We start from the raw sequence: 23,753 nt of genomic DNA, 5'->3' as shown, positions 1-23,753 counted from the left end.
ATTAATTATAAGCGGCAAGATTACGGCGAGGTTTCCACAATGGTTTACAGTGAAGACGCGCTTTGGCAAATGGAAACCAACCACAAGGTTTAAAGTGGTCAGCTGTATTTTGATTCCGTCGATTTAATGGAATGAAGCATAATCAATAGCTTATAGATACATACGGGATTATCCCGCATGTAGTCTACTGCAAATTATCTATCTCATTAATTCTCTTTAAAACGCGAGTGATTACGTTATTGGCGTATTCCATTGAGCTAAGGTAGATAATATTATTTTTATCAAATCCAGTTCTGTTAAATTGAAACCTTAGACTAGGAGTGCAAATGAGTAATTTTGCATTTTGGGATATTAATTTTTCAATATCCGATTCTGTATTGTCAGGACAAGCCTCCCAATCTAAGTTAATTTTGTTTATCTCATTTTGTAAGGCCGATACATAGTTTTCAACTGTGTTTCCTTCGAGAAAGCGAGCAACAAGGCTAGAGCCACTAATCCATGGAAACGCAGTCCTTCCAAGTGTAGGGCTTCGGCTATAAATTAAATAAATCTTTTTCTTTTCCATATTGCTCCCTAAGATAAACTCACACATGAAAATGATTATCATACTCACTAATGTGAGTGTCAATTTTATTGTTGACATCTCTTGCTTAGTTTAAGTGTTGGATATGCCTATGGGCTTATGACCTGCCAGAAAGGAAACAAAGTAACTGCTACCGGTCGCTATGAATGGTTTAATGGTTATCAGCTAACAGGGGCGCAGATAGTTACTTGCTAGAATCTGTATGTAAATGTAATCTTTGATGTCTATTTGTGTTCATAACGAGAGTTTTATAAAAATGAAAAATTTATTAGTTTCAGTTGGCTGTGTTTTTGCTTTATCTGGATGTGCCGTGACTGAATATAATTACACCCCAGACCCGTATAAAATAAGCGAGCCAAAAGTAGGGAGTGTTAATCGTGCGACCGTAGGTCAAAGTTTAGTAAGGGAAGGTGAGATAAGTGAACTGAGTGCGATTAAGGTACTAAACCCAATACAAATAGATCTGGCTTATAAAATTATTCCTGGTGTATTCAAAAAAGTTGGTTCAAGCGATAAAGGAGATTTTTATATGCCAACTCAAACTATTGACTCTGGTTCTGTAGTTGTTGAGGCTCTCGGTCAACCATGGAGTTCAATTTTAATAAAAAAAGGGTCTGATGCTAATGAGATTTGTATCGTGACAGATGTTAATATTGCTGTTTGTAGCGATAAGGCTAAGATTGAATATCTTAAGTTGAATAATTCCGATGGTAATTCATTTGAGCAGGCTTTAATTTTTAATGGGATAAATGATCAAATTGTAGATATTAGTTATAGAAAAATAGGCTCAAACATAGAAAATCAAGGGTTTGGTAACAACATTCAATATAGCCTTAAAGAAAGCAATATTATTTCTTATGAAAATGTTAAGTTGAAAATTATAAATAGCTCTGATAATTCATTAACGTATGAAGTAATAAGTAACTTTTCTAGTAATTAAAACAATCAAAAACGACGATTGTTTCTCCAAAATATAGCGTTAAACAAAGAACTTACTTTACCGGTTTAACGCTGCCATCGTGACTTGAAATAATCTTGTGACAAGAATATATGACAGTTTAAGGTTAGGGTTCTTTCTGGTTGTCGTTTCATTAAATGCAATAAAACTATCATTGATGATCTTTATGCAACACAGATGTTTCATTAAGACAAACAAAAACAGACATCAAAAACCGCCTAGCGATGACCTTGGTTGTCTAGAAATTTGTATAGAATTCAAGTTGGAATTTAAATAATCATTGAATATCAATTAAATGGTCGCTGTGTATGGTTCTTTCCTCCGCCATCTTCACTTCTAATCAAGTCTACTAAAGTCTCCTAACCCCAGTTAAAACAAGCATTCCAACTAAATCCTATTATTCCAACGTATACTAACGTCTATTGAAAATCACCCCCTTTAGATGATACATATGGGCTAAGTTAACGCTCCATTTCTTCAATATCAATTTTTTTAAATTCAAGTTTTGTTGCTCCTTGTTCCAGATATAAATTTGCTTCATTCGAATTAGAGAAAATTATATTAAAGTTTACAAGGCTTTTAGAATCAAAGTATTTGTGAAAGAAGGCATAAATTTCAGGGTCTAATCTCACTCGATAACGCGATATTTTAGAACCCCCTTTTTACGTCAAAAATAAATAGTTTGGGAATGGAATGTAAAGTTGTTTGTTCGATATTATCTAAAACGCTTTGATCTTCACCATTAATCATCTTAGATGTATAGGCGATCAATTGGTTGGGGTGATTTGTCGTCAATTTCCAGTTGATAGGACCAAATATATTTTCATTGAATTGTTCGGCCAGTTTTAGTGTATCTTTACGTGATTCTTGGATCCTTGCTATATATTGATTTTTTGTAATAGGTTGGGCTGGTGAACTTGACCAAGTATTTTTAATATGGGTTTCCCAGGGGATGTCTATTATTTGGCCTTGATATTTACCAATTAATTTAATGTCTGCCCCACCAAGAAAAACATACACTTTTCCTTGTGGCCCTACATTAACAACAAGTTTGTTATATCTCTGAACTTTCTGGTGTGGGTGAGACACAAAAATGCCCTGAATTTTCTCATTAAACATTTGTGATATTTCTTTTTCAGGTAAAACTATTTTAGCTTGCCAAAAATTACCATCTTTGAAAGATAGCCACGTTACAAGCATGGTGCTTGGGGTTTGAAAGTCTGCTCTAGATGAGTTTTGCACACCTGTGCCTAATGCTCCACCGGCAGCGTTTCTTCCTCCAAAATGGGTAATTATTTTTCCTGATGAATCTGTAATATATGTCTGCGTATTATTGTATTCAGAAATAAATCCTGGAGCCCATCCAATATCCACTTGGTATTCATTTGCCATAGCAGGTCTCATCATCAAACAAGATATAAGAAAAAAAAGCTGCCTTTTATATACTTTCATTGGAGTATCCTTTAGTTGTCTTTTGCTTTTTTAGAACTACTAAATAATAATTTTTCATTAGTCTCTTGTTGTTTATTGAGTCCGATCCCTCAGTCAAGCAAACATATTTTTAAATTTTAGATATCTTATTCTTGGTACATTCCATTGTGTGAGGTAGATAATATTATTTTTATCAAACCAGGTTTTCTATTGAGACAAACCCGCAGATACCAAAGCATCGCAGTAATCGTTTTGGCCATTTCGAGTATAAAGCACAATACATTTAAGCATTGGAACCATTCGTTCGTTAAAGTTGTTTTCCCATATTTTTTCTTGTTCTATTTTTATACGTTTTTTGAGGGCATTTAATTCAACGGGGTTTTTAGAGGTATCAGGGTGCTCTAACGCTAGGTTAATATTTTCTTCAATATCGAGTGCTAGTAATGCATCACCACTTTTTTTACATGTCTTATAGGCGTTTTTAGCGATGATATCTTCTCTATTTTTTGTGTTTGAAGCTTGCTTTTTTGTATATTCCGTTAAACAGAGAACCCAATTATCACTGAGAATTTCTGGACTGTTTTCTATGGCATTCGTTGGGTTTGACCATCCTGAAATCGGCAATATGATACATAAGCCAAGCATCAAATGACGTAAGACCATTCTAATCCTCTTATGTTTATTTTATAAACAGCTAACTTAAAATTAAACCCTTTTGCCCATAATAATGAGACTCATTTATATTATACTGACTTTTGAAATTGTTTTTTATAAATTTAAAAAGGCCATACCTCGTGAAAATTCTTTATTGTTTATTTTTTGTAATGCTAATGTCAGGTTGTACAAATTATAGGGTGAATACAGATAACATCAACATATTGAATAATGAGCAATTATGTAAAGCGCTTGGCGAAAACTTAGCGCTGGATCTACAAGGGTTTGATCGCGCTTATGATATAAAAAGATTAAACAGCGAAATTACACAAAGAGCACAAAAGGAGGCTCTCGATAAGAATAAATGCAATGATCTTTCTGAAAATACGAAGGACTATGAATATTCACGAGCAAGATTTAGTTCATCAATAAATAATAATTTTAATTTAATCAATGATATAAATTTATAAATTTGTTAAGTAAGGACGTGATTATGCATCTTCCTGAGCGATTAAAGCCAATTAATACTAGCCGTACGAAATTAAAAAAGCGAGTTGAGTTATTAGAACAAATAACGAATGAAATTGATCATGGTGCTAAGGAGGATGATAAAAAGCTTAAATCAATGATGTTGGAATGGAATGCAGGGGTTGTATCGCCTTGTGAGTTTAGTGATTTTCATGATTATTCATCGTGGACAAGTGCTAAGGAGTTTACGCGCTCCGCACTTAATCAGGTGAAATATCTTGATGATTTACTTTATGAGGAGCTCATTCAAATTTTAGAGTTTATTTGCAGTGCGCAAGGCAGTGACTCTGAACAAGATTATGCAATAAATTTACTTGATGTTAATTTTGATGCAAACCCGTCGGATCTGATTTATTGGCCAAATGAATGGTTTGGTATTGATGATGAGGGGTTAGATAATTTGACTTCAGCAGAAATAGCGGAATACTTAATGGAAAAGGCTAATCGCCACTTAGCCAATTCACCTAAAATCAATTTAAAATACGCGATTCCTAAAGAGGTCTAATTAACATACCTGTTAGCCTTCATCACTTTCCCTCTAAAAATTTTTTTTAATTTCATATTTTTGGCTAAAGGAAAGGGGGAGGGCGGTTTGTAGTTTTAATTACCGTCAATACCTGACATTTGCCAAAAACCTGATAGTATAAATGCTAAGTAAAATTAATAAATATGATAGCTAACGTAGAATACCGGTATTAAGGGTATATAAAATAAAAATGAATCATAAAATTGTATTACCAATGGCGCAGGCGATTGTTTTTTTTACCTCTTTTGGAGCCTTGGCTTTTCAAGAACAGCAATATAACCCAGTCGTGTTCAATTTAGCTCAGCTATACGACTTTAATCCTGTGCGTGGAAATATCAAGCAATTGAATACGGTGGTTTATAACGATGATAAAACCATTAACTATGAGTCCCAATTGAAAATTGGGCGTGACGGTTGCGTTGAAAGCTTTAGGTATAACCAGAAAAAAGACGAATACCTTAGTGGTACACATAACTATCTTTCTGTTAAAAAAGTGAAAAATAAACTTATTGGCACAGATGCGAATGGGCCAGTGGAAATGTCTATTGGTAAAAATTGTCAAATAGTTTCACGGAAAGATACTAACGGTGAGTTAGTCTATCAATATAATAAATATGGATTTATCACAGGTTCAGTAATCGCGGATACGAAAGAAAAATTTGGTGAAAACAACTACAATGAGCATAAGTTACCAACAGAAATTAAATATTATAAGGGTAATAACGTTATTTCAGAGACGTTAATAACATATGGTAAAGATTTCACCAAAGCGTTTGACCATACAATGGATATTCGAGCATTAGGGCAAACTATTTTATTGGTTGATTCAAAATGTGATTATGATAGGCGTAACATTGCTTATCAGTGTAATTTTATACTTACCTTGAACTCTAACGGTAAGACGGTCAAACTGGCTAAAAGTAGTAAAACAGAAGCGAAATTTTATTGATTAATAAAAAAATAGTGGCGTATATAAGTGCCAGCATATTATTTTTTGCTTGTTTGTTCTTGTCAGGCGTCATTTTGTCAATGAATAAGGTAACAAGTTTTGAAATTAGCCATGAAGGCGAACGAATAGGCTATAGTATTTTTACGCACTATAATGGCAAAATTTATGCAAATGTTCCTAGTGACGGGGTATATGCCATCGAAGAAGCAGACCCTAATAGCTTTAATGTACTTACGATAGAAGGCCACCTTCGTGACACGCAGTTTGCTGTTGACGCTAAAAATAGCTATTGCGGCAATAATATTGTCCCGCAGTTTAATCCTAAAACAGCAAAATCTATTGGTAATGATTATTTTACGGATGGTGAAACAATCATTTATTGTTCATCAATATCACAAGTAAATAATGAGCTTTCAGGCTTAGAATATTTGTGGCAAGCATGGCTATTTGGCTGGGAGCTAGGTGAAAAGCCACCGAGATATTATTACCCTTTAGAGCGATTACCGAAGTCAAATAAAACGTACCAACTGATTGGAAACAGAAATATTCTTGATGATGGGGAGCAGGTTTATTTCAAAGGGCATGTGATGATCGATGCTGATGCTCAAAACTTACGTGCTGTCAATTTTATGCGCCTAAATAATACCCTTTGGGAAAGCACATTATTCTTTCATGATGGAAGGTCTGTTTATTATCAGCAAGACAAACTTGCTTTGAAAGACAATGATGATTTATACAGTTTTGATGTAGGCAATCTACATGATGAAGAGTACCTCTTTTCCCCTCAGTCGGGTGATGTAGCCGTAAATAATTTATTATTTCCCTCTGAATTTGCACCTTACCAAATCATTAGCCGATACGGGGCTCATGTTAATCATGCATTATTTTTATCCGAGAATGGTGTGTATTTTTATGATAAGAAAAAAGAAAAAATATGTCGGGCGGGGGATAACCCGCTTCCTGCAACAGGGTGTCCTGAAATTTCACCATTAATATTTTATTGTGATAATAAAACATATTATGTAAGTAGTTCTGAAAAATGGGGAGGTAACCGCTCTCCTGGATTAATATCTCGCCGAACAAGTTTCTATCAATTGCAAAGTGAAAGTGTAGAGCCTTGGGTAAAAATAGGTAATGTAACAAACCACCATTATGCTGAAGTATGGCGAAAAGGCTCCCAAGTTTATTATTTTGACCGTTTAGGGACTGCACAATTGATCTTTCAAACGATATATAAGATAGCGGATGAAACAACAGTTAATCGGTTATTAGAAGAGCCATTGCGACCTGATGACATTCGCCAAATGGTGAAGAATGGTGACTTGCAAGCAGTGCCGAATATTGAGATTTTGCATGCAGAAACAAAATATAAAAAAGAAATATTTGATATATTAACGCTATTCTCTAATGATGATTAAATAAAAGAAGAATATTTTTCGCTAGCCAACAGGAATACCGTTTATGAGTAATTGGCCTTATCCGCATATTGTCGCACACCGAGGTGGCGGTAAACTTGCACCTGAAAATACCTTAGCTGCAATTGATGTTGGTGCGCGCTTTGGGCATACAATGATTGAGTTTGATGCAAAACTATCCGCAGATGGCCAAATTTTTCTATTGCATGACGATACGTTAGAGAGGACGAGTGATGGAATTGGTATTGCAGGGCGACTGAGTTGGGCACAATTACTCACTGTTGATGCCGGAAGTTGGTATAGCGCCGAGTTTGCAGGTCAGCACTTACCTTCCCTTGAGCAAGTTGCAGAACGTTGTCGGCAACATGGCATGATGGCCAATATAGAAATTAAACCGACTACTGGGTTAGAGGTTGAAACGGGTACCTTGGTTTCATTGGCAGCGAGAGATCTTTGGAAGGGGCAAGTGGCACCATTATTATCATCATTTTCAATAGAGGCGTTAGAGGCGGCTCAAAAAGCGGCTCCTGAGTTACCAAGGGGCTTATTACTCGATGAATGGCGGGATGACTGGCAGCAGCTGACTAGACAACTTACCTGTATTTCTATTCATTTGAATCATCAACTTTTAGATGAAGCGCGCGTAAAAATGCTCAAACAGGCGGGATTGCGCATATTGGTTTATACCGTCAATAAGCCTGCACGAGCAACGGAACTGTTACGATGGGGCGTTGATGCTGTTTGCACTGATCGAATTGATGTGATTGGCCCAAATTTCGTTTAATTTCTAGCATGTGAATAACCCCAGCGGGGGCTATTCACATTTAGCCCTCAACCAGCAATAAACTTTTTCGAATAGTCGAAAGGGACTTAATTTGCTTGTTATTGATGTGGTTAGAGTCTGATAACCAAGCTTGTAATGCGTCGTTTACCATTGGCCATTCACTATCAATAATAGAAAACCAGTCGGTATCTCGATTACGTCCCTTTGTCACTAGCGCATTTCGAAATCGCCCTTCATAGTGAAACCCTAAACGTAATGCAGCTCGGTGATAAGGGTTATTCAAGCTATTGCACTTCCATTCATAGCGCCTATAGCCTAAGGAATTAAATACATATTGCATTAGTAGCCAATGTGCTTCGGTTGACATTATTGTTCCACTGAGCAATGTGGAGAAATGCACGTGACCGACTTCAACAACACCATTGTTTGCATCTATTCTCATTAACGAAAATACACCAATCGCAGCACCATTTTGTTTATCAAAAATAGTAAAAAAGAGTGGATCACTTTTTTGTGTAACGTGATGGACCCAATTTTTATATTGTTGTAAATTTTGAGGCGCTTCGTCAGACAACCAAGTCCAGCTACGTTTATCTGGTGACTGAGAAAAAGATTGATACAAGCTTTCAGCATGTGAAATATCAAGAGGTTTGATTCGGCAGTGATTGCCATCTAGTTGGATTCTTTGAGGTAATAGGCGAGGGGACCAATTGAGAACGAGCCGACCAACTGGCTGGCCAAATTCATTTTCTATTTGCATAAATGGTATTCCTTTAAAAAACATAATTGTATTAATATAAGTGAATTGTGGTTTGATAAAAGTGCCACTTTTTATAAATAGAAAGGTGCCAGTTTAAATAAAAACATTTCCTTACGCTTAAAATTTCAGCTTTGATCTCTCAATGTTTATACTAAGCTACATTTTATTTTTTATTTAATATCAGGGACTGAGATGAGAAAAATAGGTTTTTTATTTGCTACTGTAATGGTTTTAGTTGGGTGCCAAGCCCCTAATTCAACACTAGTTTATACTTGTGATATTGACCAATCCATTAACCAAATATCACACGAAAGAAATGGCAGTTTCACGTTTCCAACTGCGGCGCCTATCGCAAAAGTATTTTTCTTTAATGACGTAATAAACATTCGTGATTTTGAAGTAGGTGAATATGCTGGATTTCCTTTAAATGAAAGCAAAGAACAACACCGAGTTGAGAGTATCAAAGATTTTAATGTGGTAATTAATAAAGGCGATTACTATCATGATGATGGGCATATTGTAGAAATAGTTTCTCCAAAACAAAAAACGATTAGTCTTTTTTTAATTGATAGACTAACGGGTAAAACGAATTCTTTGCAGTTTTTAACAGATTGCAAAAAAGAATATGTTGTTTTGAAATCACGAGGTCACGATCATGAACATAATTTTAAAAAAGAGCACCCAATATTAAAGAATAGTGAGTAAATGTGAACTCGATAACTATTTCAAATAGCATATTAATGTGATTTTAGGGTACCATAATTAGATCATATTCATGATTCGGTATGGTTTTCATAGGAATATCTCCATAATTTATCGTCTTTTGATTACAAGCCTTTTGGCACGATGGTTGAAAAGGTATAGCAAGAAAGCTTATTATTAGATAATTAGTAATGAATAATCTAAAAGGATGTAATATGACTATCTCTGCAAGAAATCAACTTACGGGTATTGTTGAGTCTGTTGTTGTTGGCTCAGTAAATGATGAAATTATTTTAAATTTAGGCAATGGCGAAAGCATTGCTGCAATCATCACTAAAAACAGTACTAAGCAGTTAGGATTAGAAAAAGGTAAACAAGCGGTTGCGGTGATTAAAGCGCCTTGGGTTGTCCTTGTATCTGATGCACAAGAATACCAGTTTTCAGCACGCAATCAATTCAATGGCAAAGTAGAGTCAATTGAGAAAGGTAGTGTAAACTCAGTCGTTAATTTAAAAACGGATGCAGGAACATTATTATCTGCTGTAGTAACCAATAATAGTACAGTTGAAATGGGGCTAGCGGTGAACAGTAAAGTTACTGCAATAATTAAGGCTTCCGCAGTTATTTTAGCGACTAAAAAGTAATTATATTCTTATTTCATGAAAAGGCTGCCATTGGCGGCCTTTTCTACTTTTGAAATGAAGTTAAGAGCTGTTCTATATTTAATATATTAATTTGTTTACCTTTTTGTTCGATCAGTTTATCACTGACGAGTTTAGATAATGTGCGGTTTAACTGTCTTACGGATACCCCAAGCATTGCAGCTAAAGAATCACGATTTTCTAATTTAAAACTTTCGCCATGTTGTTTTTCAACAAAAGCGAGATAGCGCCTTAATTTATATTCAACGGAATAGGATGCACTTGAATGTAATTGTGATGTGTTATAAAGCTTTTTGCTAAGGTTTTGGCAAATAAACTGCAAAAATAACGGAGAGTAAATTTCTTTTTCCCGGATCATTGATAAAGGTAATGCAATCAAGTCTGCATCTGTAATTGCTTGAATTGTATTATAAATACGATCATGTTCAAGATGATTTTGAAAAAGTTCTAAATCACCAATAATAGAAAATGCATTTTCAAATGAAAAAATTACTTTATTGCCATCAGCTTCATAGCGTTCAATTTGCAGTTTCCCATCAACAAGGAAATAAAGGTGACTGATTTCACTATCTTGAAATATTAAATATTCTTTGGCCTTTATGTGGATAAGTTTTGCTTTTTCGAGGGTTTCTTCAGAAATAATTTCATTAAGGTTATGATAAGTAATAAAATCTTCACACTTTACTGTAGAGTTTACTCTTTTCATTTTAATAGCCACTTATACTTAAAATTATAGGTGAATCATACTCAATTTTTCTTCTTTAAAAAAGGACATATGTCCTTTTTTAAAGAGCTATAGCCCTGCCAGCTTGCTTGAAAATAACGTGTAGGATATTAATATTAAAGATGTTTTAGAATCTTCAAGTATATTTAAGTTAGAAATATAAGGCTTTGTCCTTTTTCTCTACTGTGAGTAATTATATGTAATACCATTCAAACTCCAATGGTGTGTAATTTCCCTTATAATTAATAAAAAAGCACTGAACTCGCTATTCGTTGGTAATTGTGTTGAATGGATAGGGCTACCATTAATTACATTGACCAATTCATTAAAAGCATCTTCGATTTGTGGTGCCGTTATAAATTCACTATCAATATGCCTATTTTCTATCAGTAAACCTAGAATTTTATTATTGCTAGAGAGTAATATTTCACCATCAGGTAGCTGTTTTTTTGCTGGAATAATGGCATTTTCGATATGCTCAATTGCCATTTCTGCTTCATAGGCGGTAATAGGAGAGTGTTGAAACTTATAACCATTAAAATTTTTGATTCCAATAGGTAAGCTTATTTTAGTTGATAAGTAAGATAAAGTGGTTTCGCTGTCTTTAATTTCTAATTGAATATGATTTTTCATTGCAGCCTCATGCTATATGATGATTTCATCATGCTACGCTGGTTAGTTTTATCTGTACAGTGTATGAATAATCTTTGCGTTTTGTCATTAGTATTGATTTATAATCAGTTACAATAAAAAGAGAAAAATGAGGGTAATATTTTATATCATTCAGTTTTATGTTGAGGATAGGATTTTATGGTAACAATTATTTATGCACATCCATGGAGCGGTAGTTTTTGCCACTTTCTACTTGAAACGATAGAAAAAGAATTAGTTACTAAGAAGAAAGAGTTTCAGCTTATCGATTTACATGCAGATAACTTCAACCCTGTTTTAACAGAGGCAGAACTTGCGTTATATGCCAAAGGTGACTTTATTGATCCTTTAGTGGGAAAATACCAAGAAATACTTAAAGAAAGCTCTGAGGTGATTGTTATTTTCCCTGTTTGGTGGATGGGAATGCCTGCTATTTTAAAAGGTTTTTTTGATAAAGTGATGTTAAATGACTTCGCTTGGTATTATAACGAACAACAACAGAAGCTATTACCACTGTTAGATACCAATAAAACGACGATTGTGACGACATCGGAGGAACCCACTGATTTCATCGTCAAAGAAGGTGATCCAGTAAGTGATGCTATTTTTCATTGCATGACAGCGGTAGGGTTTAAAAATAGTAGATGGATGAATTGCGACCGTGTAACTCAAGGTGGCGATGATCACCGGTTGAAATTTATTGCGTCAGTATTGAATGAAATTTAGTCTATATCCATCAGTGTGAGATAAACAAAATATAATGCAATTATAAAATGTATTGCATTATATTTTAAAGTTACACTATTTTTGCAATATAACAATATGATTAAAATTAGAAATATATTTTCTGAATTATAGAACAATAAAGCCTAAATTCTAGCTTCGAGTTATGTTATAAGTAGATAAGTTAATATTATCTACTTTTATAATAAGGTGAGTTTATGTCAGAAATAAGAATTGTTGCAACGATAATTGCAAAAGATAATGAAGTCGAGTTTGTAAAATCAGCAACTAAGTCGATTGTTGAGCCAAGCAATAGAGACGAAGGTTGCCTTCAGTATGAATTACATCAAGACAAGGCTAATCCAAATACATTTATCTTCTTTGAAATATGGCAGGATCAACAATCATTAGATAAACACAACATTACACCACACTTACAAGATTTTCTTAAGAAGATTGAAGATAAAGTTGATTTGTTAGATGTGAAATTAATAAGTAAAATTGCATAAAGTTAATTCATATTATTCTAAATAATAAAAAAGGAATACAGTTGTATTCCTTTTTTAAATTAACTATTTAAAAATCTCAGTGAGATGCGTTTTGTAATCATTGATATATTTTTCAATATTGGGTTCTTTGATTACGTCGTTAACCATAAAGGTTGGGAATTTTTTCAATCCGAGGAATTGTTGTGATTTATGAAAGGCAAAATAAACGCCATCGACGCCACGGCCATCAAAAAAATTATCAAACTCATCAAAAGCATCGATAGGGGCATTCCAAGTCACTGAAAGCATATATTTTCTTCCATGAAGCAGGCCGCCAGTACCGTATTGCTTGCTGGGATCTTGACGAGTTCGACCATCGTTTGCATATAAATGGCCATGACCAAGAGTATAAACGTCATCCATATATTTTTTTACCATCCAAGGCATCATCATCCACCAGCCAGGCATTTGGTAAATAATCGTATCTGCCCAAAGAAATTTTTTAACTTCGTTTTCGATATCGTAACCTGATTCAATATGCGTTTCTTGAATAGTATGCCCTAACTCACTTAGGTATGTTTTGGCTACATCGTGTAAGGTACGATTAAGTTGCCCTGCTGAGTGAGCAAATGTTTGCCCACCATTGAGAAGAAGAATTTTCATTTGTATTACCTTATTTGCTAATTGCTAAGTTGCATTTAGGCTAACAAACTAGAATGAAGATAAAAAGCGGAGTAATGGATTGTTATTTTTAATTTTTTTGGTTTTATTGGCTAAAATGATAATTTTACTAAGCTGGTTTTAGCTAGATATGCCTATAAAGACTATTTTTATAGTTAAAGCTATTAACTAGAGGAATTGTTGATTTTTTAGCAAAAGTCTATTGAGCTTATGGCTATTTTCCTCTGCATTATTCCATCGTATTCTCTGTGGCATTCGAATTGCCTCAGTAATTATTGGTTGGTTTTCAGCCTGTGAGTATAGGTTAACTAAATAATTATTTGTGAAGTTTAACGTGAACAAATTTAAGAGAGAAAACATAATGACTATTCCTATGATTGGCGTTGGTACATTCCGTTTAAAAGATGATGTGGTGATTGCTTCGGTAAAAAATGCATTAGATGTTGGTTACCGCGCGGTGGATACTGCACAAATTTATGAGAATGAAGCTGCTGTTGGGCAGGCGATTGCACAAAGCGGTGTTGCACGCAGTGAGCTTTATATCACAACAAAAATTTGGATTGAGAATTTAAGCAAAGATAAACTTATCCCAAGTCTGAAAAAAAGTTTAAGTGATTTACAAACTGATTATGTGGATTTAACACTGGTGCATTGGCCATCGCCAAATGATGCAGTTTCTGTTGAAGAATTCATGCAAGCTTTATTGGAAGCAAAAAAACAAGGGTTAACACGTGAAATTGGTATTTCTAATTTTACCATTCCATTAATGGAAAAAGCGATTGCAGCAGTCGGTGCAGAAAACATTGCGACAAACCAAATCGAACTATCGCCTTATCTGCAAAATAAAAAAGTCGTTGAGTGGGCGAAACAGCACAATATCCATATCACCTCTTATATGACATTGGCTTATGGTAAAGCATTAAAAGACGAGGTTATTGGACGTATTGCACAGAAACACAATGCAACGCCTGCTCAAGTTATTTTAGCGTGGGCAATGGGTGAAGGGTATTCTGTTATTCCATCATCAACAAAACGTGAAAATTTATTAAGTAACTTACAAGCAACTCAATTACAGTTAGACAGTGACGATAAAGCAGCGATTGCAAAATTAGATTGTAATGACCGTTTAGTTAGCCCAGAAGGTTTAGCACCAAACTGGGACTAATTGATTGCTTTATATATTCAGAGGCCATAAATTTTTATGGCTTCTGAATTTCTGCAAGGTATTGAGTTAGGCTGTCAATAAAAACGCGAATGCGCTGGCTAACAACACGATCACTGTAATAAACAGCATGGAAGGGCAAAGGAACAGGCTGTAAGTCTTCTTTTAATACCTCGACAAATTGGCCATTTTGAATATCCTTATTCACCATAAAGTCAGACAAGCACGCAATTCCATTTCCCGCTAAGCAAAGCTGCCTTAACGTCTCCCCACTATTTGATGATATCCCTTCTGTGACCTCCATTAATTGCCCATCAATGCCTTTAACTGGCCACATATTTAATGAGGCAGGTTCAGTAAAGGTTAAGCATGTATGGTTCAAAAGATCTTGGGGGTATTTGGGTTTATCATGCTGTTCAAGGTAATTTGGGGACGCAATAATCTTGCGGTAACTATTAAATAGTGGGCGAGCACGTAAGCTAGAGTCGGTGAGTTGCCCTGCACGTATTGCAACATCAACTTTCCGTTCGATTAAATTAACAAAGGTTTCTGATGAAACTAACGATAAGTGAATGTCTGGGTATTGTTTACGAAAAATAGACACGAAAGGAATTAATATATGCAATACAATCGGTGTTGCAGCATCAATCCGTAATAGGCCTTTTGGGGAAGCTTGCGTTTCGTGTAATTCATTTTCTGCTGCTTGCATTTCTTGCAAGATAGCTCTCATACGTTGAAAATAAAGTTCACCTTCGGCCGTTAGGTCAATTTGCCTTGTGGTGCGGTTAAGCAAATTGACCCCCAGTTTTTCTTCCAGTTTTTTAACTATCCGACTCACTGCGGAATTCGCTAAATTTAGTTTATCAGCGGCTTTACTAAAACTTTTTTGTTCTACCACTTCAATAAAAACGCGGGCTTCTTCAGATGTTGCTCTCATAATGATTTTATTAGCCAATAAGATGATAGAAAAGATGGCTGTTATAGTAGCAGAAATAAAAAGTGGTAGGGAGCAAAAGGGATATAGTCGTAAACGTTATTTATTTGACTATTTTCGACATAACAATTAACCCTTCATGTTCAGTAAAATCATTGCGTTTATAGAATTTTTCTGCAGGGAAACCTCGCTCAGTATTTAGAATAATGGCATTCAAATTATGTTTTATACATTGGTCTTGAGCATGTTGCATTAGTGTGGAACCCAAACCTTGGCCTTGAAAATTAGGGTGGATAAAAAATTCATCAATATAATATTCAACCCCTTGATTCCATGGTTTTTGAAAGCCAACGCAAGCTCCGACAATTGTGTTATTTAACTTAATGACATAACCCAAAAAATAATTATTCGCTAAGTGATGTTCTAAAAACGAAGTGATGGGAGCTGGGGAGTCCCATGATTCATGCCAAGGTGCACTGTTGTATGTTGTACAGTAAAGCTGCGCACAAGTTTCTACCATTGCAGGGGTTAGTTCAGTTAGTTCAATAGCCCTTTGCATAATAAACATACCTTATGAATAAATGAGGTTTGACCTCAGAATATTAGTGAAGATTATTCTTGAAAGCCACTTCCTGTACTGTTTAAGAGCATTTTTAATGCATTGGTATAATTTTCTCTAGCTTGAACTTGCTCATTATATTCTAAGGTTGCTGACGCTAAAGCTTCCCCGTGGGTATAGTCAATGAGAATGTGCCCCCATTGGACGGCTTGCTGTGTTGATAACCCCAACTCGATTAATAATTGAATTAGCTCTTTGGTTATGCGAATGGCCTGCTCAGGAAATAACGCGGATGCATTAAATATCGCTAACGTAATCTGAGGGAACTGAATCACTTTTTCACGGTATCTAAATAACAGGCTTTCTATTTTTGGATGAACGCCTTTTATATCTGTAACATTAACATCGTGATATAGGGTGTTGCCAATAGCTTTTATTAATGAATTTTTATCAGAAAAATAATGGTAGAGTGCCATCGGAGTAATAGCCATTTCTTTGGCTATTAACCGCATGGATAATTGCTCAATCCCTTTTTCATCTAATATCTCTATCGCCTTGGCAATAATATTTTCAGATGAAATATTGAGTTGTTGTGATTTAGGGCGACCTGGTTTTCGCACTGTCATTTAACTATCTCATAATGGGATTGAATAAACCCTGAAGGGAAGCTTTGCGTATTTAAATGCTTAAGGAAAATATCGTGGGGTATTGGGCCAAATAATGGACGCCCTTCACCTAATAAAATAGGAATTTTAGTGATAATAAGGTCGTGAATTAGCCCTTGTTTTAAAAAGGATTGAACAACTTGCCCGCCATCAATATAAATACGTTTACACCCTTCGGCCTCTAGCATTAGCATGATTTGCAGAGGAGTCTGGTTTGAAAACCGTACCTTACCGATTAAATGTTCAGGTACGGGGTGTACTGCCAGTGTGGATGAAAGCGCCACAATAGGTTGTTCATAGGGCCAAGGCGTGAAGTCACAAACGGTTTCAAATGTTCCTCGCCCCATGATGATTGCATCGATGTTGCAGATGAAGTTTTCGTAACCGTGGTTTTCTTCAGGCAGATCCTGTTGTAAAAGCCACGCAATATCACCATTTTTACGTGCAATATAGCCATCTAAACTCGTTGCGATGAAGACATGCCCTGTGATCATTATGATACCTCTGAATTTAATTATACACTGTATAATAATGCAAAAGTAAAGGAATGCTAGTTTTAATCATGTAGCTATATCTGTTTTGTTTAGTTATTGACAACATGCTGCCCGAGCAATAATTTTCTCGTTCTTTCGTTTCTTGTCATCTTAAGTATCGTTTAATTGATGAGTTTTGAGGCTTGCTCATTTTTGATAGCCCTGAGAGGGAGCACGGAATATTGCAACATCAACGGTATTTTGCTTTATTCATTGCGAAACGAATATCATTAATATTTTTTAAAATAAACTAAAATTAAATATGTAGGTAGAAAGAAATAATAATAAGGTTTTTATTTTATCAATTAGCTTATTATTTACATAACGATTGATATTTAGAATTAAAATAAGGGTTTATACTTATCTCTTTAAGGGGGGACTGATTCTTTAGATAATAAACACATATTATCCCTATGCGAAATGTTAATTTTTTATATTCTTATCTTAAACTGTTATTTTTTTTAGTGTCAAAAATTGCTGATTTTTCAAAATGTAACAATTGATCTAAATCAATTTAACAATAAATACCCTATTGGTGGTAATTTTAATCGTTGTTTAACTACTCAGTTAATATTAATTAAACTTTTATTTTCACTTTAATTGATTTTAGGCAATATCTAATCATATTAGGCTGCTATCCTCACACCGATTTATACAAAAAATATAAAGAGGTAGCAATGAACGTTAGTCGCAGAAAGTTTTTTAAAATCTGTGCTGGCGGGATGGCAGGTACAACTGTAGCTGCGTTAGGTTTTATGCCTGGAATGGCAATAGCTAATGTACGTGAATATAAATTACTACGTTCAAAAGAGACGCGTAATACTTGTACTTACTGTTCTGTCGGTTGTGGATTATTAATGTATAGCATGGGCGATGGTGCCATGAATGCTAAATCCGCGATCTTCCACGTCGAAGGAGACTCCGACCACCCTGTAAACCGTGGTGCTTTATGTCCAAAAGGGGCTGGCCTACTGGATTACATCCACAGTGAAAATCGTTTACGTTACCCAGAATATAGAGCACCAGGCTCTGATAAATGGGAACGCATTAGCTGGGATGATGCTTTCACGCGTATTGCGCGATTAATGAAAGATGACCGCGATGCAAACTTCATTGAGAAAAATGAACAAGGTACGACAGTAAACCGTTGGTTATCAACAGGGATGTTATGTGCATCCGCTGCTAGTAACGAAACGGGAATGCTGACCCAAAAATTCGCACGATCGCTAGGTATGCTGGCGGTTGATAACCAAGCGCGTGTCTGACACGGACCAACGGTAGCAAGTCTTGCTCCAACATTTGGTCGCGGTGCGATGACCAACCACTGGGTTGATATTAAAAATGCGGATGTTGTCGTCGTAATGGGCGGTAATGCTGCGGAAGCTCACCCTGTTGGGTTCCGCTGGGCAATTGAAGCAAAAAATAATAATGATGCAACACTGATTGTAATTGATCCGCGTTTTACGCGTACTGCATCAGTCGCAGACCATTATGTGCCAATTCGATCAGGTACCGATATTACTTTCTTATCGGGCGTTTTACTGTATCTGATTGAAAACAATAAAATCAATGCTGAATATGTTCAGAACTACACCAATGCGGCATTAATTGTCAGAGATGATTTTGACTTTGACGATGGCCTATTTAGTGGCTATAACGCTGACAAACGGAGTTATGACAAAACCAGCTGGAACTACAAATTTGATGAAAATGGTCACGCTCTGCGCGATGACACATTACAAGACCCTCGTTGTGTTTGGAATTTACTTCGCAAGCACGTCTCACGCTATACGCCTGAGATGGTTGAAAAAATTTGTGGTACTTCACAAGCCGATTTCTTAAAAGTTTGTGAAATTCTCGCGACGACCAGTGCCTCTGAAAAAGCGGGTACGTTCCTGTATGCGTTAGGTTGGACACAACATACCGTGGGTGCACAAAACATCCGTACCATGGCGATGATCCAGTTACTTCTCGGTAATATGGGTGTGGCGGGTGGCGGTGTGAACGCATTACGTGGTCACTCAAACATTCAAGGTCTGACGGACTTAGGTCTGTTATCTACCAGTTTGCCAGGTTACCTGACGTTACCTTCAGAAAAGCACCTTACTGTCGATAATTACCTGACGGCGAACACGCCAAAAGCGACATTACCGAATCAGGTGAACTACTGGAGCAACTATCCGAAATTCTTCGTCAGCTTAATGAAATCGTTCTACGGTGATTCTGCGCAAGCCGATAACCAGTGGGGCTTTGATTGGTTACCTAAATGGGACCAAGCTTATGATGTTATGAAGTATTTTGACATGATGAGCCGTAACGAAGTCACCGGTTACATCTGCCAAGGCTTTAACCCAGTTGCGTCGTTCCCAGACAAAAATAAAGTGGTTAGCTGCCTGAGTAAGCTGAAATATTTAGTGGTTGTTGACCCGTTAGTTACAGAAACGGCGAATTTCTGGCAAAACCATGGTGAGATGAATGACGTAGATACCGCTTCAATTCAAACTGAAGTATTCCGTCTGCCATCAACCTGTTTTGCGGAAGAAGATGGTTCAATCGCCAACTCTGGCCGTTGGTTACAATGGCACTGGCAAGCTGCGGATGGCCCTGGTGAGGCACGTAATGATGGCCAAATCTTAACGGGTATTTTGTACAAAATCCGTGAAATGTATGAGAAAGAAGGCGGCCAAGGCCAAGAGCCTCTGATGCAGATGAAATGGAATTATAAACGACAATTCCACCCTGAATCAGAAGAAGTGGCAAAAGAGAACAACGGTGTCGCACTGGTTGATCTCTACGACGCGGATGGCAACCTTCAGGCGAAAAAAGGCGAATTACTCAGCTCTTTTGCATTGCTGCGTGATGACGGGACAACGGCTTCGTCTTGCTGGATTTATACCGGTTGCTGGACTGAAAAAGGCAACCAGATGGCGAACCGTGATAACAGCGACCCATCGGGTATCGGTAATACATTAGGTTGGGCATGGGCATGGCCTCTGAACCGCCGCGTGATTTATAACCGTGCATCTTGTGATACCAAAGGTAAACCATGGAATAAAGACCGTGTGCTTATCGAGTGGAACGGTAAAAAATGGGTGGGTAATGACATTCCTGACTTTAACGCATCTGCGCCAGAAGTAGGAACGGGTCCATTTATCATGCAACCTGAAGGGTTGGGGCGTTTATTTGCTATCGATAAGATGGCAGAAGGGCCATTCCCTGAGCACTATGAGCCGTTTGAAACGCCATTAGGTACAAACCCATTGCATCCAAATGTGGTGTCTAACCCTGCTGCGCGAATTTTTGATGAAGACAAGAAACGTCTTGGCGATCACAAAGATTTCCCTTATGTAGGAACCACATACCGTTTGACCGAGCATTTCCATACGTGGACAAAACATGCTCGCTTAAACGCGATTGCTCAGCCAGAGCAATTTGTGGAAATCAGTGAAACTTTAGCGAAAGCGAAAGGCATTGCACTGGGCGATAAAGTCAAAGTTAGCAGTAAACGTGGCTTTATCAAAGCGGTCGCAGTGGTGACACCACGATTGCAAACTCTGATGGTTGATGGCAAACCGATTGAAACGGTTGGCCTGCCAATTCACTGGGGCTTTGAAGGCGTAACGCAAAAAGGTTTCATTACCAATACGTTAACGCCATCTGTGGGCGATGCTAACTCTCAGACTCCTGAGTATAAGGCATTCTTAGTTAACATTGAGAAGGCGTAAGGGAGGGAACATGTCCATGCAATCTCAAGACATTATTAAACGTTCCGCGACCAATAGCATTACGCCTCCGCCGCAGGCGCGTGATGATAAGCTGGAAGTGTGTAAGCTTATTGATGTGTCATCGTGTATTGGCTGTAAAGCCTGTCAGGTGGCATGTTCTGAGTGGAATGATATCCGTGACGAAGTGGGTCACTGCGTTGGGGTTTATGATAACCCAACGGACTTAAGTGCCAAATCGTGGACGGTGATGCGCTTTAGCGAAACCACGGAAATGGGCAAGCTAGAGTGGCTGATCCGCAAAGATGGCTGTATGCACTGTACTGACCCAGGCTGTTTGAAAGCGTGTCCATCTGCGGGTGCTATCATTCAGTATGCTAACGGTATTGTGGATTTCCAATCAGAGCACTGTATTGGTTGTGGCTACTGTATCGCAGGTTGTCCATTCAACATCCCACGATTAAATCCGAAAGATAATCGTGTGTACAAATGTACTTTGTGTGTTGATAGAGTCAGCGTTGGCCAAGAACCCGCTTGTGTGAAAACTTGCCCAACGGGTGCGATCCGTTTTGGTACGAAAGCCGAAATGCTGGAATACGGCGCAGAGCGTGTCACGAAACTGAAAAATCGTGGTTATGCTCAAGCAGGTATCTATGACCCTGAAGGCGTCGGTGGAACACACGTTGTTTATGTGTTGCATCATGCTGACAAACCTCAGCTTTATCATGGGCTGCCTGAAGATCCACAAATTGATACCCCAATTAATCTGTGGAAAGGCGTTCTGAAACCACTTTCTGCAATTGGCTTTATTGCAACCTTTGCGGGATTAATCTTCCACTACGTGGGAATTGGCCCGAACAAAGAAGTGAGTGATGAAGAGGAGGACGATAACCATGAGTAAAAAAAGCAAAATGATTGTACGGACAAAGTTTATTGACCGTGCGTGCCACTGGACGGTGGTCATCAGCTTCTTCTTGGTTGCGTTGTCAGGTATCGCACTGTTTTTCCCAACGCTAAAATGGCTGACGGAAACTTTCGGTACACCACAAATGGGGCGTATTCTTCATCCATTCTTTGGTGTGTTGATTTTCGTCGTACTGATGTTCATGTTTGTGCGCTTTGTGAAACACAATATTCCAGATAGAAAGGATTTACCTTGGATCAAGAATATTGTCGAAGTCCTCAAAGGTAACGAGCACGAAGTTGCGGATGTCGGCAAATATAACGCAGGCCAAAAAATGATGTTCTGGAGCATTATGAGTATGATTTTCGTACTCTTAGTGACTGGGATTATCATTTGGCGTCCTTACTTTGCGGATATGTTCCCAATGTGGATGATCCGCTGGAGTCTGCTTATTCATGCCGCTGCCGCGATTATTTTAATCCACGCAATCTTAATCCATATGTACATGGCATTCTGGGTTAAAGGCTCGATTAAAGGCATGATCGAAGGCAAAGTGAGCCGCCGCTGGGCGAAGAAGCACCACCCACGTTGGTATCGTGATGTTGAAGCGAAAGAAGCTAAAGCAGAAGCTGAAAGTAAAAAGTAATTTGCGTATAAGCTAAGCAAAATCAAGCCATCACAGTGTGATGGCTGAGATTGTTGACAAAGCAGGATAAAAGCGTGGTTTTTCCTGCTTTGTGTTATCAGCCGAAAATCAACAAATTGATTTTCCTTAGTCTTTTTCAAAACCTATCCAACCTGCGGCCAAACCTAATCGGTTTGTCAGCGGTCTGAGCCATCACAGTGTGATGGCTTTTTTGTGGGGGGGTTTTGGTGGTATTTTAATTACAGTAATCGTTCGCTTTGAGACGATACAACACATGCTCTTGCAACCAATGACCATCAGGGAGGGCAGGGTGATAAAAATTATCTGGCTGTTTTGTCATGCCCAGACGCTTCATCACTGATTCTGATGGGGTATTAGGAACGGCAGTAAATGCCACTATTTCACTCAGTTTTAACTGGGTAAACGCCAGTTGAATTACCGCTTTCGCCCCTTCAGAAGCCAAGCCTTGGTGCCAATAAGTTGGCAGTATGCGCCAACCCATTTCAACACAGGGTGAAAAGGGTAGGTTAGTGGCGGGAATATTTAAACCAATAAAGCCGATGAATGCGTTGGTTTCTTTCAATTCGACAGCCCATAACCCCCAGCCACCTTGTTGGGTGAATTTGGCGATGATGGTATCTAAAAATTGCTGGCTTTGCTGCTCATCTAATAGGGCAGGAAAGTAGCGCATTACATCAGGGTCGCTATTGAGCGTATAAAAAGCGGCGCTATCTTCCTTTTGCCATTTTCGAAGGCGTAACCTTGGGGTCTCTAACTCGATAATATTCATGTTATTGCGCAGTTTTTAAACGCATGTGTAGCAGAGGAAAAGGGTTTCCTTCGTCATCTAACTCGGAACGACCATATTGCACAAACCCCATATGCTGATAAAACCCAACGGCTTGAGGGTTTTGTTCATTGACATCAAGCTCAGTCACACCTAATTCTTCAATGGCGTAATGCAGGAGTTTTTTCCCCGTTCCTTGCCCACGGTTTTCAGGGGAGATAAACAGCATTTCAAGGCGGTTTTCAGCACAACCGAGAAAACCTACCATTTTCCCGTCGTCATCAAAGGCGACAAATACCGCTAAATTTGGCAAATAAAGTTGCTTAATAGCGACTTTGAGTTCGTCAATTTTTTCTTCAGGTAAAAAATCGTGAGTGGCTCTGACTGAGGCCTCCCAAACGCGAATTATTTCATCATCATGTGCACGAGTGGCAGCTTGGACTATCATTATATTGTCTCCCTAAAATAATGCTGCAATCTTAAATCGCAGACCTGTAATGTCAATATCTGATTTTAATTTTAGTTAAGACCAGTTTTGAGATATTAATCTCAGAAAAAAAAGTCAGCTTTGTCATTATTAGATAAGTTTAGATTATTAGGGCGGTTTAACGTCTTTTCACTT

General features: G+C 37.4%; 27 protein-coding genes. 14 read left to right on the top strand and 13 right to left on the bottom strand.

The window, feature by feature from the left end; translation table 11 throughout:
• Positions 1–184 precede the first annotated feature (184 nt).
• Entirely contained in the window at positions 185–565 is a 381-nt protein-coding gene (locus ABWP91_RS06230) for a nitrogen fixation protein NifS (protein ID WP_353242522.1), read from the bottom strand.
• A gap of 274 nt (positions 566–839) precedes the next feature.
• Between ABWP91_RS06230 and ABWP91_RS06225 the strand changes: the two genes are divergently transcribed.
• The gene (locus ABWP91_RS06225) at positions 840–1,523 is read left to right on the top strand and encodes a hypothetical protein (protein ID WP_353242521.1); all 684 of its coding nucleotides are present in this window, start codon (positions 840–842) and stop codon (positions 1,521–1,523) included.
• Positions 1,524–2,189: 666 nt separating this feature from the next.
• On the opposite strand, the gene ABWP91_RS06220 is transcribed toward ABWP91_RS06225, so the two are convergent.
• Positions 2,190–2,993: a DUF2931 family protein gene (locus ABWP91_RS06220; protein WP_353242520.1), complete on the bottom strand. Its 804-nt coding sequence runs from the start codon at positions 2,991–2,993 to the stop codon at positions 2,190–2,192.
• Positions 2,994–3,179: 186 nt separating this feature from the next.
• On the bottom strand, positions 3,180–3,635 hold the full coding sequence (locus tag ABWP91_RS06215; RefSeq protein ID WP_353242519.1) for a hypothetical protein: 456 nt from the start codon (positions 3,633–3,635) through the stop codon (positions 3,180–3,182).
• Between the two features lie 131 nt (positions 3,636–3,766).
• Here ABWP91_RS06215 and ABWP91_RS06210 point away from each other — a divergent pair, with 131 nt between their 5' ends.
• The 5 genes from ABWP91_RS06210 to ugpQ all read left to right on the top strand — a co-directional run bounded on the left by ABWP91_RS06210 (position 3,767) and on the right by ugpQ (position 7,828).
• On the top strand, positions 3,767–4,096 hold the full coding sequence (locus tag ABWP91_RS06210) for a hypothetical protein (RefSeq protein WP_353242518.1): 330 nt from the start codon (positions 3,767–3,769) through the stop codon (positions 4,094–4,096).
• A 23-nt stretch (positions 4,097–4,119) separates the two neighbouring features.
• On the top strand, positions 4,120–4,659 hold the full coding sequence (locus ABWP91_RS06205; RefSeq protein WP_353242517.1) for a hypothetical protein: 540 nt from the start codon (positions 4,120–4,122) through the stop codon (positions 4,657–4,659).
• A 211-nt stretch (positions 4,660–4,870) separates the two neighbouring features.
• Positions 4,871–5,629, top strand: a complete 759-nt coding sequence (locus ABWP91_RS06200) for a YnfC family lipoprotein (RefSeq protein WP_353242516.1) — start codon at positions 4,871–4,873, stop codon at positions 5,627–5,629.
• Positions 5,630–5,709: 80 nt separating this feature from the next.
• Positions 5,710–7,047 (top strand): DKNYY domain-containing protein, encoded by a 1,338-nt coding sequence (locus tag ABWP91_RS06195; RefSeq protein ID WP_353242515.1) that lies wholly within the window; start codon positions 5,710–5,712, stop codon positions 7,045–7,047.
• A 43-nt stretch (positions 7,048–7,090) separates the two neighbouring features.
• A complete protein-coding gene (ugpQ, locus tag ABWP91_RS06190) occupies positions 7,091–7,828 on the top strand; it encodes a glycerophosphodiester phosphodiesterase (RefSeq protein ID WP_353242514.1) in 738 nt (245 codons plus the stop codon).
• Positions 7,829–7,868: 40 nt separating this feature from the next.
• Here ugpQ and ABWP91_RS06185 read toward each other — a convergent pair whose 3' ends face one another.
• Positions 7,869–8,588 carry a GNAT family N-acetyltransferase gene (locus ABWP91_RS06185; protein WP_353242513.1) on the bottom strand — a complete coding sequence of 240 codons (720 nt, stop codon included), beginning with the start codon at positions 8,586–8,588 and terminating at the stop codon, positions 7,869–7,871.
• A 192-nt stretch (positions 8,589–8,780) separates the two neighbouring features.
• Between ABWP91_RS06185 and ABWP91_RS06180 the strand changes: the two genes are divergently transcribed.
• Together ABWP91_RS06180 and ABWP91_RS06175 are read left to right on the top strand one after the other, a co-directional pair.
• The gene (locus ABWP91_RS06180; RefSeq protein ID WP_353242512.1) at positions 8,781–9,293 is read left to right on the top strand and encodes a hypothetical protein; all 513 of its coding nucleotides are present in this window, start codon (positions 8,781–8,783) and stop codon (positions 9,291–9,293) included.
• Positions 9,294–9,505: 212 nt separating this feature from the next.
• Positions 9,506–9,934, top strand: coding sequence for a TOBE domain-containing protein (locus tag ABWP91_RS06175; protein ID WP_353242511.1), 429 nt, complete (start codon positions 9,506–9,508; stop codon positions 9,932–9,934).
• 43 nt (positions 9,935–9,977) lie between these two features.
• On the opposite strand, the gene ABWP91_RS06170 is transcribed toward ABWP91_RS06175, so the two are convergent.
• Together ABWP91_RS06170 and ABWP91_RS06165 are read right to left on the bottom strand one after the other, a co-directional pair.
• Positions 9,978–10,658 carry a Crp/Fnr family transcriptional regulator gene (locus tag ABWP91_RS06170; protein ID WP_353242510.1) on the bottom strand — a complete coding sequence of 227 codons (681 nt, stop codon included), beginning with the start codon at positions 10,656–10,658 and terminating at the stop codon, positions 9,978–9,980.
• 198 nt (positions 10,659–10,856) lie between these two features.
• A complete protein-coding gene (locus tag ABWP91_RS06165; RefSeq protein ID WP_353242509.1) occupies positions 10,857–11,309 on the bottom strand; it encodes a hypothetical protein in 453 nt (150 codons plus the stop codon).
• Between the two features lie 177 nt (positions 11,310–11,486).
• Here ABWP91_RS06165 and ABWP91_RS06160 point away from each other — a divergent pair, with 177 nt between their 5' ends.
• Both ABWP91_RS06160 and ABWP91_RS06155 read left to right on the top strand, forming a co-directional pair.
• Positions 11,487–12,053, top strand: a complete 567-nt coding sequence (locus ABWP91_RS06160; protein ID WP_353242508.1) for an NAD(P)H-dependent oxidoreductase — start codon at positions 11,487–11,489, stop codon at positions 12,051–12,053.
• Between the two features lie 215 nt (positions 12,054–12,268).
• Positions 12,269–12,559, top strand: a complete 291-nt coding sequence (locus tag ABWP91_RS06155) for a putative quinol monooxygenase (RefSeq protein ID WP_353242507.1) — start codon at positions 12,269–12,271, stop codon at positions 12,557–12,559.
• Between the two features lie 63 nt (positions 12,560–12,622).
• Here ABWP91_RS06155 and ABWP91_RS06150 read toward each other — a convergent pair whose 3' ends face one another.
• On the bottom strand, positions 12,623–13,201 hold the full coding sequence (locus ABWP91_RS06150; RefSeq protein WP_353242506.1) for an NAD(P)H-dependent oxidoreductase: 579 nt from the start codon (positions 13,199–13,201) through the stop codon (positions 12,623–12,625).
• A 379-nt stretch (positions 13,202–13,580) separates the two neighbouring features.
• Here ABWP91_RS06150 and dkgB point away from each other — a divergent pair, with 379 nt between their 5' ends.
• Entirely contained in the window at positions 13,581–14,384 is an 804-nt protein-coding gene (dkgB, locus tag ABWP91_RS06145; protein WP_353242505.1) for a 2,5-didehydrogluconate reductase DkgB, read from the top strand.
• 34 nt (positions 14,385–14,418) lie between these two features.
• Here the strand turns inward: dkgB and yafC are convergent, their stop codons facing one another.
• The 4 genes from yafC to ABWP91_RS06125 all read right to left on the bottom strand — a co-directional run bounded on the left by yafC (position 14,419) and on the right by ABWP91_RS06125 (position 17,033).
• Positions 14,419–15,318 (bottom strand): DNA-binding transcriptional regulator YafC, encoded by a 900-nt coding sequence (gene yafC, locus ABWP91_RS06140; protein ID WP_353242504.1) that lies wholly within the window; start codon positions 15,316–15,318, stop codon positions 14,419–14,421.
• A gap of 100 nt (positions 15,319–15,418) precedes the next feature.
• Positions 15,419–15,874: a GNAT family N-acetyltransferase gene (locus ABWP91_RS06135; protein WP_353242503.1), complete on the bottom strand. Its 456-nt coding sequence runs from the start codon at positions 15,872–15,874 to the stop codon at positions 15,419–15,421.
• 53 nt (positions 15,875–15,927) lie between these two features.
• Complete coding sequence (locus tag ABWP91_RS06130; RefSeq protein ID WP_353242502.1) at positions 15,928–16,500, bottom strand: TetR/AcrR family transcriptional regulator; 573 nt, start codon at positions 16,498–16,500, stop codon at positions 15,928–15,930.
• Positions 16,497–17,033 (bottom strand): dihydrofolate reductase family protein, encoded by a 537-nt coding sequence (locus ABWP91_RS06125; protein WP_353242501.1) that lies wholly within the window; start codon positions 17,031–17,033, stop codon positions 16,497–16,499. Before ABWP91_RS06125 ends, ABWP91_RS06130 begins: the two co-directional genes overlap by 4 nt.
• A gap of 716 nt (positions 17,034–17,749) precedes the next feature.
• On the opposite strand from ABWP91_RS06125, the gene fdnG reads away from it, so the two are divergent.
• The 3 genes from fdnG to fdnI are packed head-to-tail and all read left to right on the top strand — an operon-like array spanning position 17,750 to position 22,344.
• On the top strand, positions 17,750–20,797 hold the full coding sequence (gene fdnG, locus ABWP91_RS06120; RefSeq protein WP_353242500.1) for a formate dehydrogenase-N subunit alpha: 3,048 nt from the start codon (positions 17,750–17,752) through the stop codon (positions 20,795–20,797).
• A 10-nt stretch (positions 20,798–20,807) separates the two neighbouring features.
• On the top strand, positions 20,808–21,695 hold the full coding sequence (fdxH, locus tag ABWP91_RS06115; RefSeq protein WP_353242499.1) for a formate dehydrogenase subunit beta: 888 nt from the start codon (positions 20,808–20,810) through the stop codon (positions 21,693–21,695).
• Positions 21,688–22,344, top strand: coding sequence for a formate dehydrogenase-N subunit gamma (gene fdnI, locus ABWP91_RS06110; protein ID WP_225817926.1), 657 nt, complete (start codon positions 21,688–21,690; stop codon positions 22,342–22,344). Before fdxH ends, fdnI begins: the two co-directional genes overlap by 8 nt.
• A 235-nt stretch (positions 22,345–22,579) precedes the next feature.
• On the opposite strand, the gene ABWP91_RS06105 is transcribed toward fdnI, so the two are convergent.
• Both ABWP91_RS06105 and ABWP91_RS06100 read right to left on the bottom strand, forming a co-directional pair.
• Positions 22,580–23,134, bottom strand: coding sequence for a GNAT family N-acetyltransferase (locus ABWP91_RS06105; RefSeq protein ID WP_353242498.1), 555 nt, complete (start codon positions 23,132–23,134; stop codon positions 22,580–22,582).
• A gap of 1 nt (position 23,135) precedes the next feature.
• Positions 23,136–23,579, bottom strand: a complete 444-nt coding sequence (locus tag ABWP91_RS06100; RefSeq protein WP_353242497.1) for an acetyltransferase — start codon at positions 23,577–23,579, stop codon at positions 23,136–23,138.
• Positions 23,580–23,753 lie beyond the last annotated feature (174 nt).

The organism is Providencia sp. (assembly GCF_040396775.1).
Lineage (GTDB): Bacteria > Pseudomonadota > Gammaproteobacteria > Enterobacterales > Enterobacteriaceae > Providencia.
Note: the sequence above shows the minus strand (reverse complement) of the source record. Positions and strands in the feature narration are given on the sequence as shown.

Coding starts and splice junctions, on each gene's coding strand:
- ABWP91_RS06200 (WP_353242516.1), top strand. CDS start 4,871: ATGAATCATAAAATTGTATTACCAATGGCGCAGGCGATTGTTTTTTTT.
- ABWP91_RS06175 (WP_353242511.1), top strand. CDS start 9,506: ATGACTATCTCTGCAAGAAATCAACTTACGGGTATTGTTGAGTCTGTT.
- ABWP91_RS06105 (WP_353242498.1), bottom strand. CDS start 23,134: ATGAATATTATCGAGTTAGAGACCCCAAGGTTACGCCTTCGAAAATGG.
- ABWP91_RS06125 (WP_353242501.1), bottom strand. CDS start 17,033: ATGATCACAGGGCATGTCTTCATCGCAACGAGTTTAGATGGCTATATT.
- ABWP91_RS06100 (WP_353242497.1), bottom strand. CDS start 23,579: ATGATAGTCCAAGCTGCCACTCGTGCACATGATGATGAAATAATTCGC.
- fdnI (WP_225817926.1), top strand. CDS start 21,688: ATGAGTAAAAAAAGCAAAATGATTGTACGGACAAAGTTTATTGACCGT.
- yafC (WP_353242504.1), bottom strand. CDS start 15,318: ATGAGAGCAACATCTGAAGAAGCCCGCGTTTTTATTGAAGTGGTAGAA.
- ABWP91_RS06220 (WP_353242520.1), bottom strand. CDS start 2,993: ATGAAAGTATATAAAAGGCAGCTTTTTTTTCTTATATCTTGTTTGATG.
- ABWP91_RS06230 (WP_353242522.1), bottom strand. CDS start 565: ATGGAAAAGAAAAAGATTTATTTAATTTATAGCCGAAGCCCTACACTT.
- ABWP91_RS06135 (WP_353242503.1), bottom strand. CDS start 15,874: ATGCAAAGGGCTATTGAACTAACTGAACTAACCCCTGCAATGGTAGAA.
- ABWP91_RS06155 (WP_353242507.1), top strand. CDS start 12,269: ATGTCAGAAATAAGAATTGTTGCAACGATAATTGCAAAAGATAATGAA.
- fdxH (WP_353242499.1), top strand. CDS start 20,808: ATGTCCATGCAATCTCAAGACATTATTAAACGTTCCGCGACCAATAGC.
- ABWP91_RS06130 (WP_353242502.1), bottom strand. CDS start 16,500: ATGACAGTGCGAAAACCAGGTCGCCCTAAATCACAACAACTCAATATT.
- ABWP91_RS06170 (WP_353242510.1), bottom strand. CDS start 10,658: ATGAAAAGAGTAAACTCTACAGTAAAGTGTGAAGATTTTATTACTTAT.
- ABWP91_RS06150 (WP_353242506.1), bottom strand. CDS start 13,201: ATGAAAATTCTTCTTCTCAATGGTGGGCAAACATTTGCTCACTCAGCA.
- ugpQ (WP_353242514.1), top strand. CDS start 7,091: ATGAGTAATTGGCCTTATCCGCATATTGTCGCACACCGAGGTGGCGGT.
- ABWP91_RS06195 (WP_353242515.1), top strand. CDS start 5,710: ATGAATAAGGTAACAAGTTTTGAAATTAGCCATGAAGGCGAACGAATA.
- dkgB (WP_353242505.1), top strand. CDS start 13,581: ATGACTATTCCTATGATTGGCGTTGGTACATTCCGTTTAAAAGATGAT.
- ABWP91_RS06165 (WP_353242509.1), bottom strand. CDS start 11,309: ATGAAAAATCATATTCAATTAGAAATTAAAGACAGCGAAACCACTTTA.
- ABWP91_RS06205 (WP_353242517.1), top strand. CDS start 4,120: ATGCATCTTCCTGAGCGATTAAAGCCAATTAATACTAGCCGTACGAAA.
- ABWP91_RS06185 (WP_353242513.1), bottom strand. CDS start 8,588: ATGCAAATAGAAAATGAATTTGGCCAGCCAGTTGGTCGGCTCGTTCTC.
- ABWP91_RS06225 (WP_353242521.1), top strand. CDS start 840: ATGAAAAATTTATTAGTTTCAGTTGGCTGTGTTTTTGCTTTATCTGGA.
- ABWP91_RS06215 (WP_353242519.1), bottom strand. CDS start 3,635: ATGGTCTTACGTCATTTGATGCTTGGCTTATGTATCATATTGCCGATT.
- ABWP91_RS06180 (WP_353242512.1), top strand. CDS start 8,781: ATGAGAAAAATAGGTTTTTTATTTGCTACTGTAATGGTTTTAGTTGGG.
- ABWP91_RS06160 (WP_353242508.1), top strand. CDS start 11,487: ATGGTAACAATTATTTATGCACATCCATGGAGCGGTAGTTTTTGCCAC.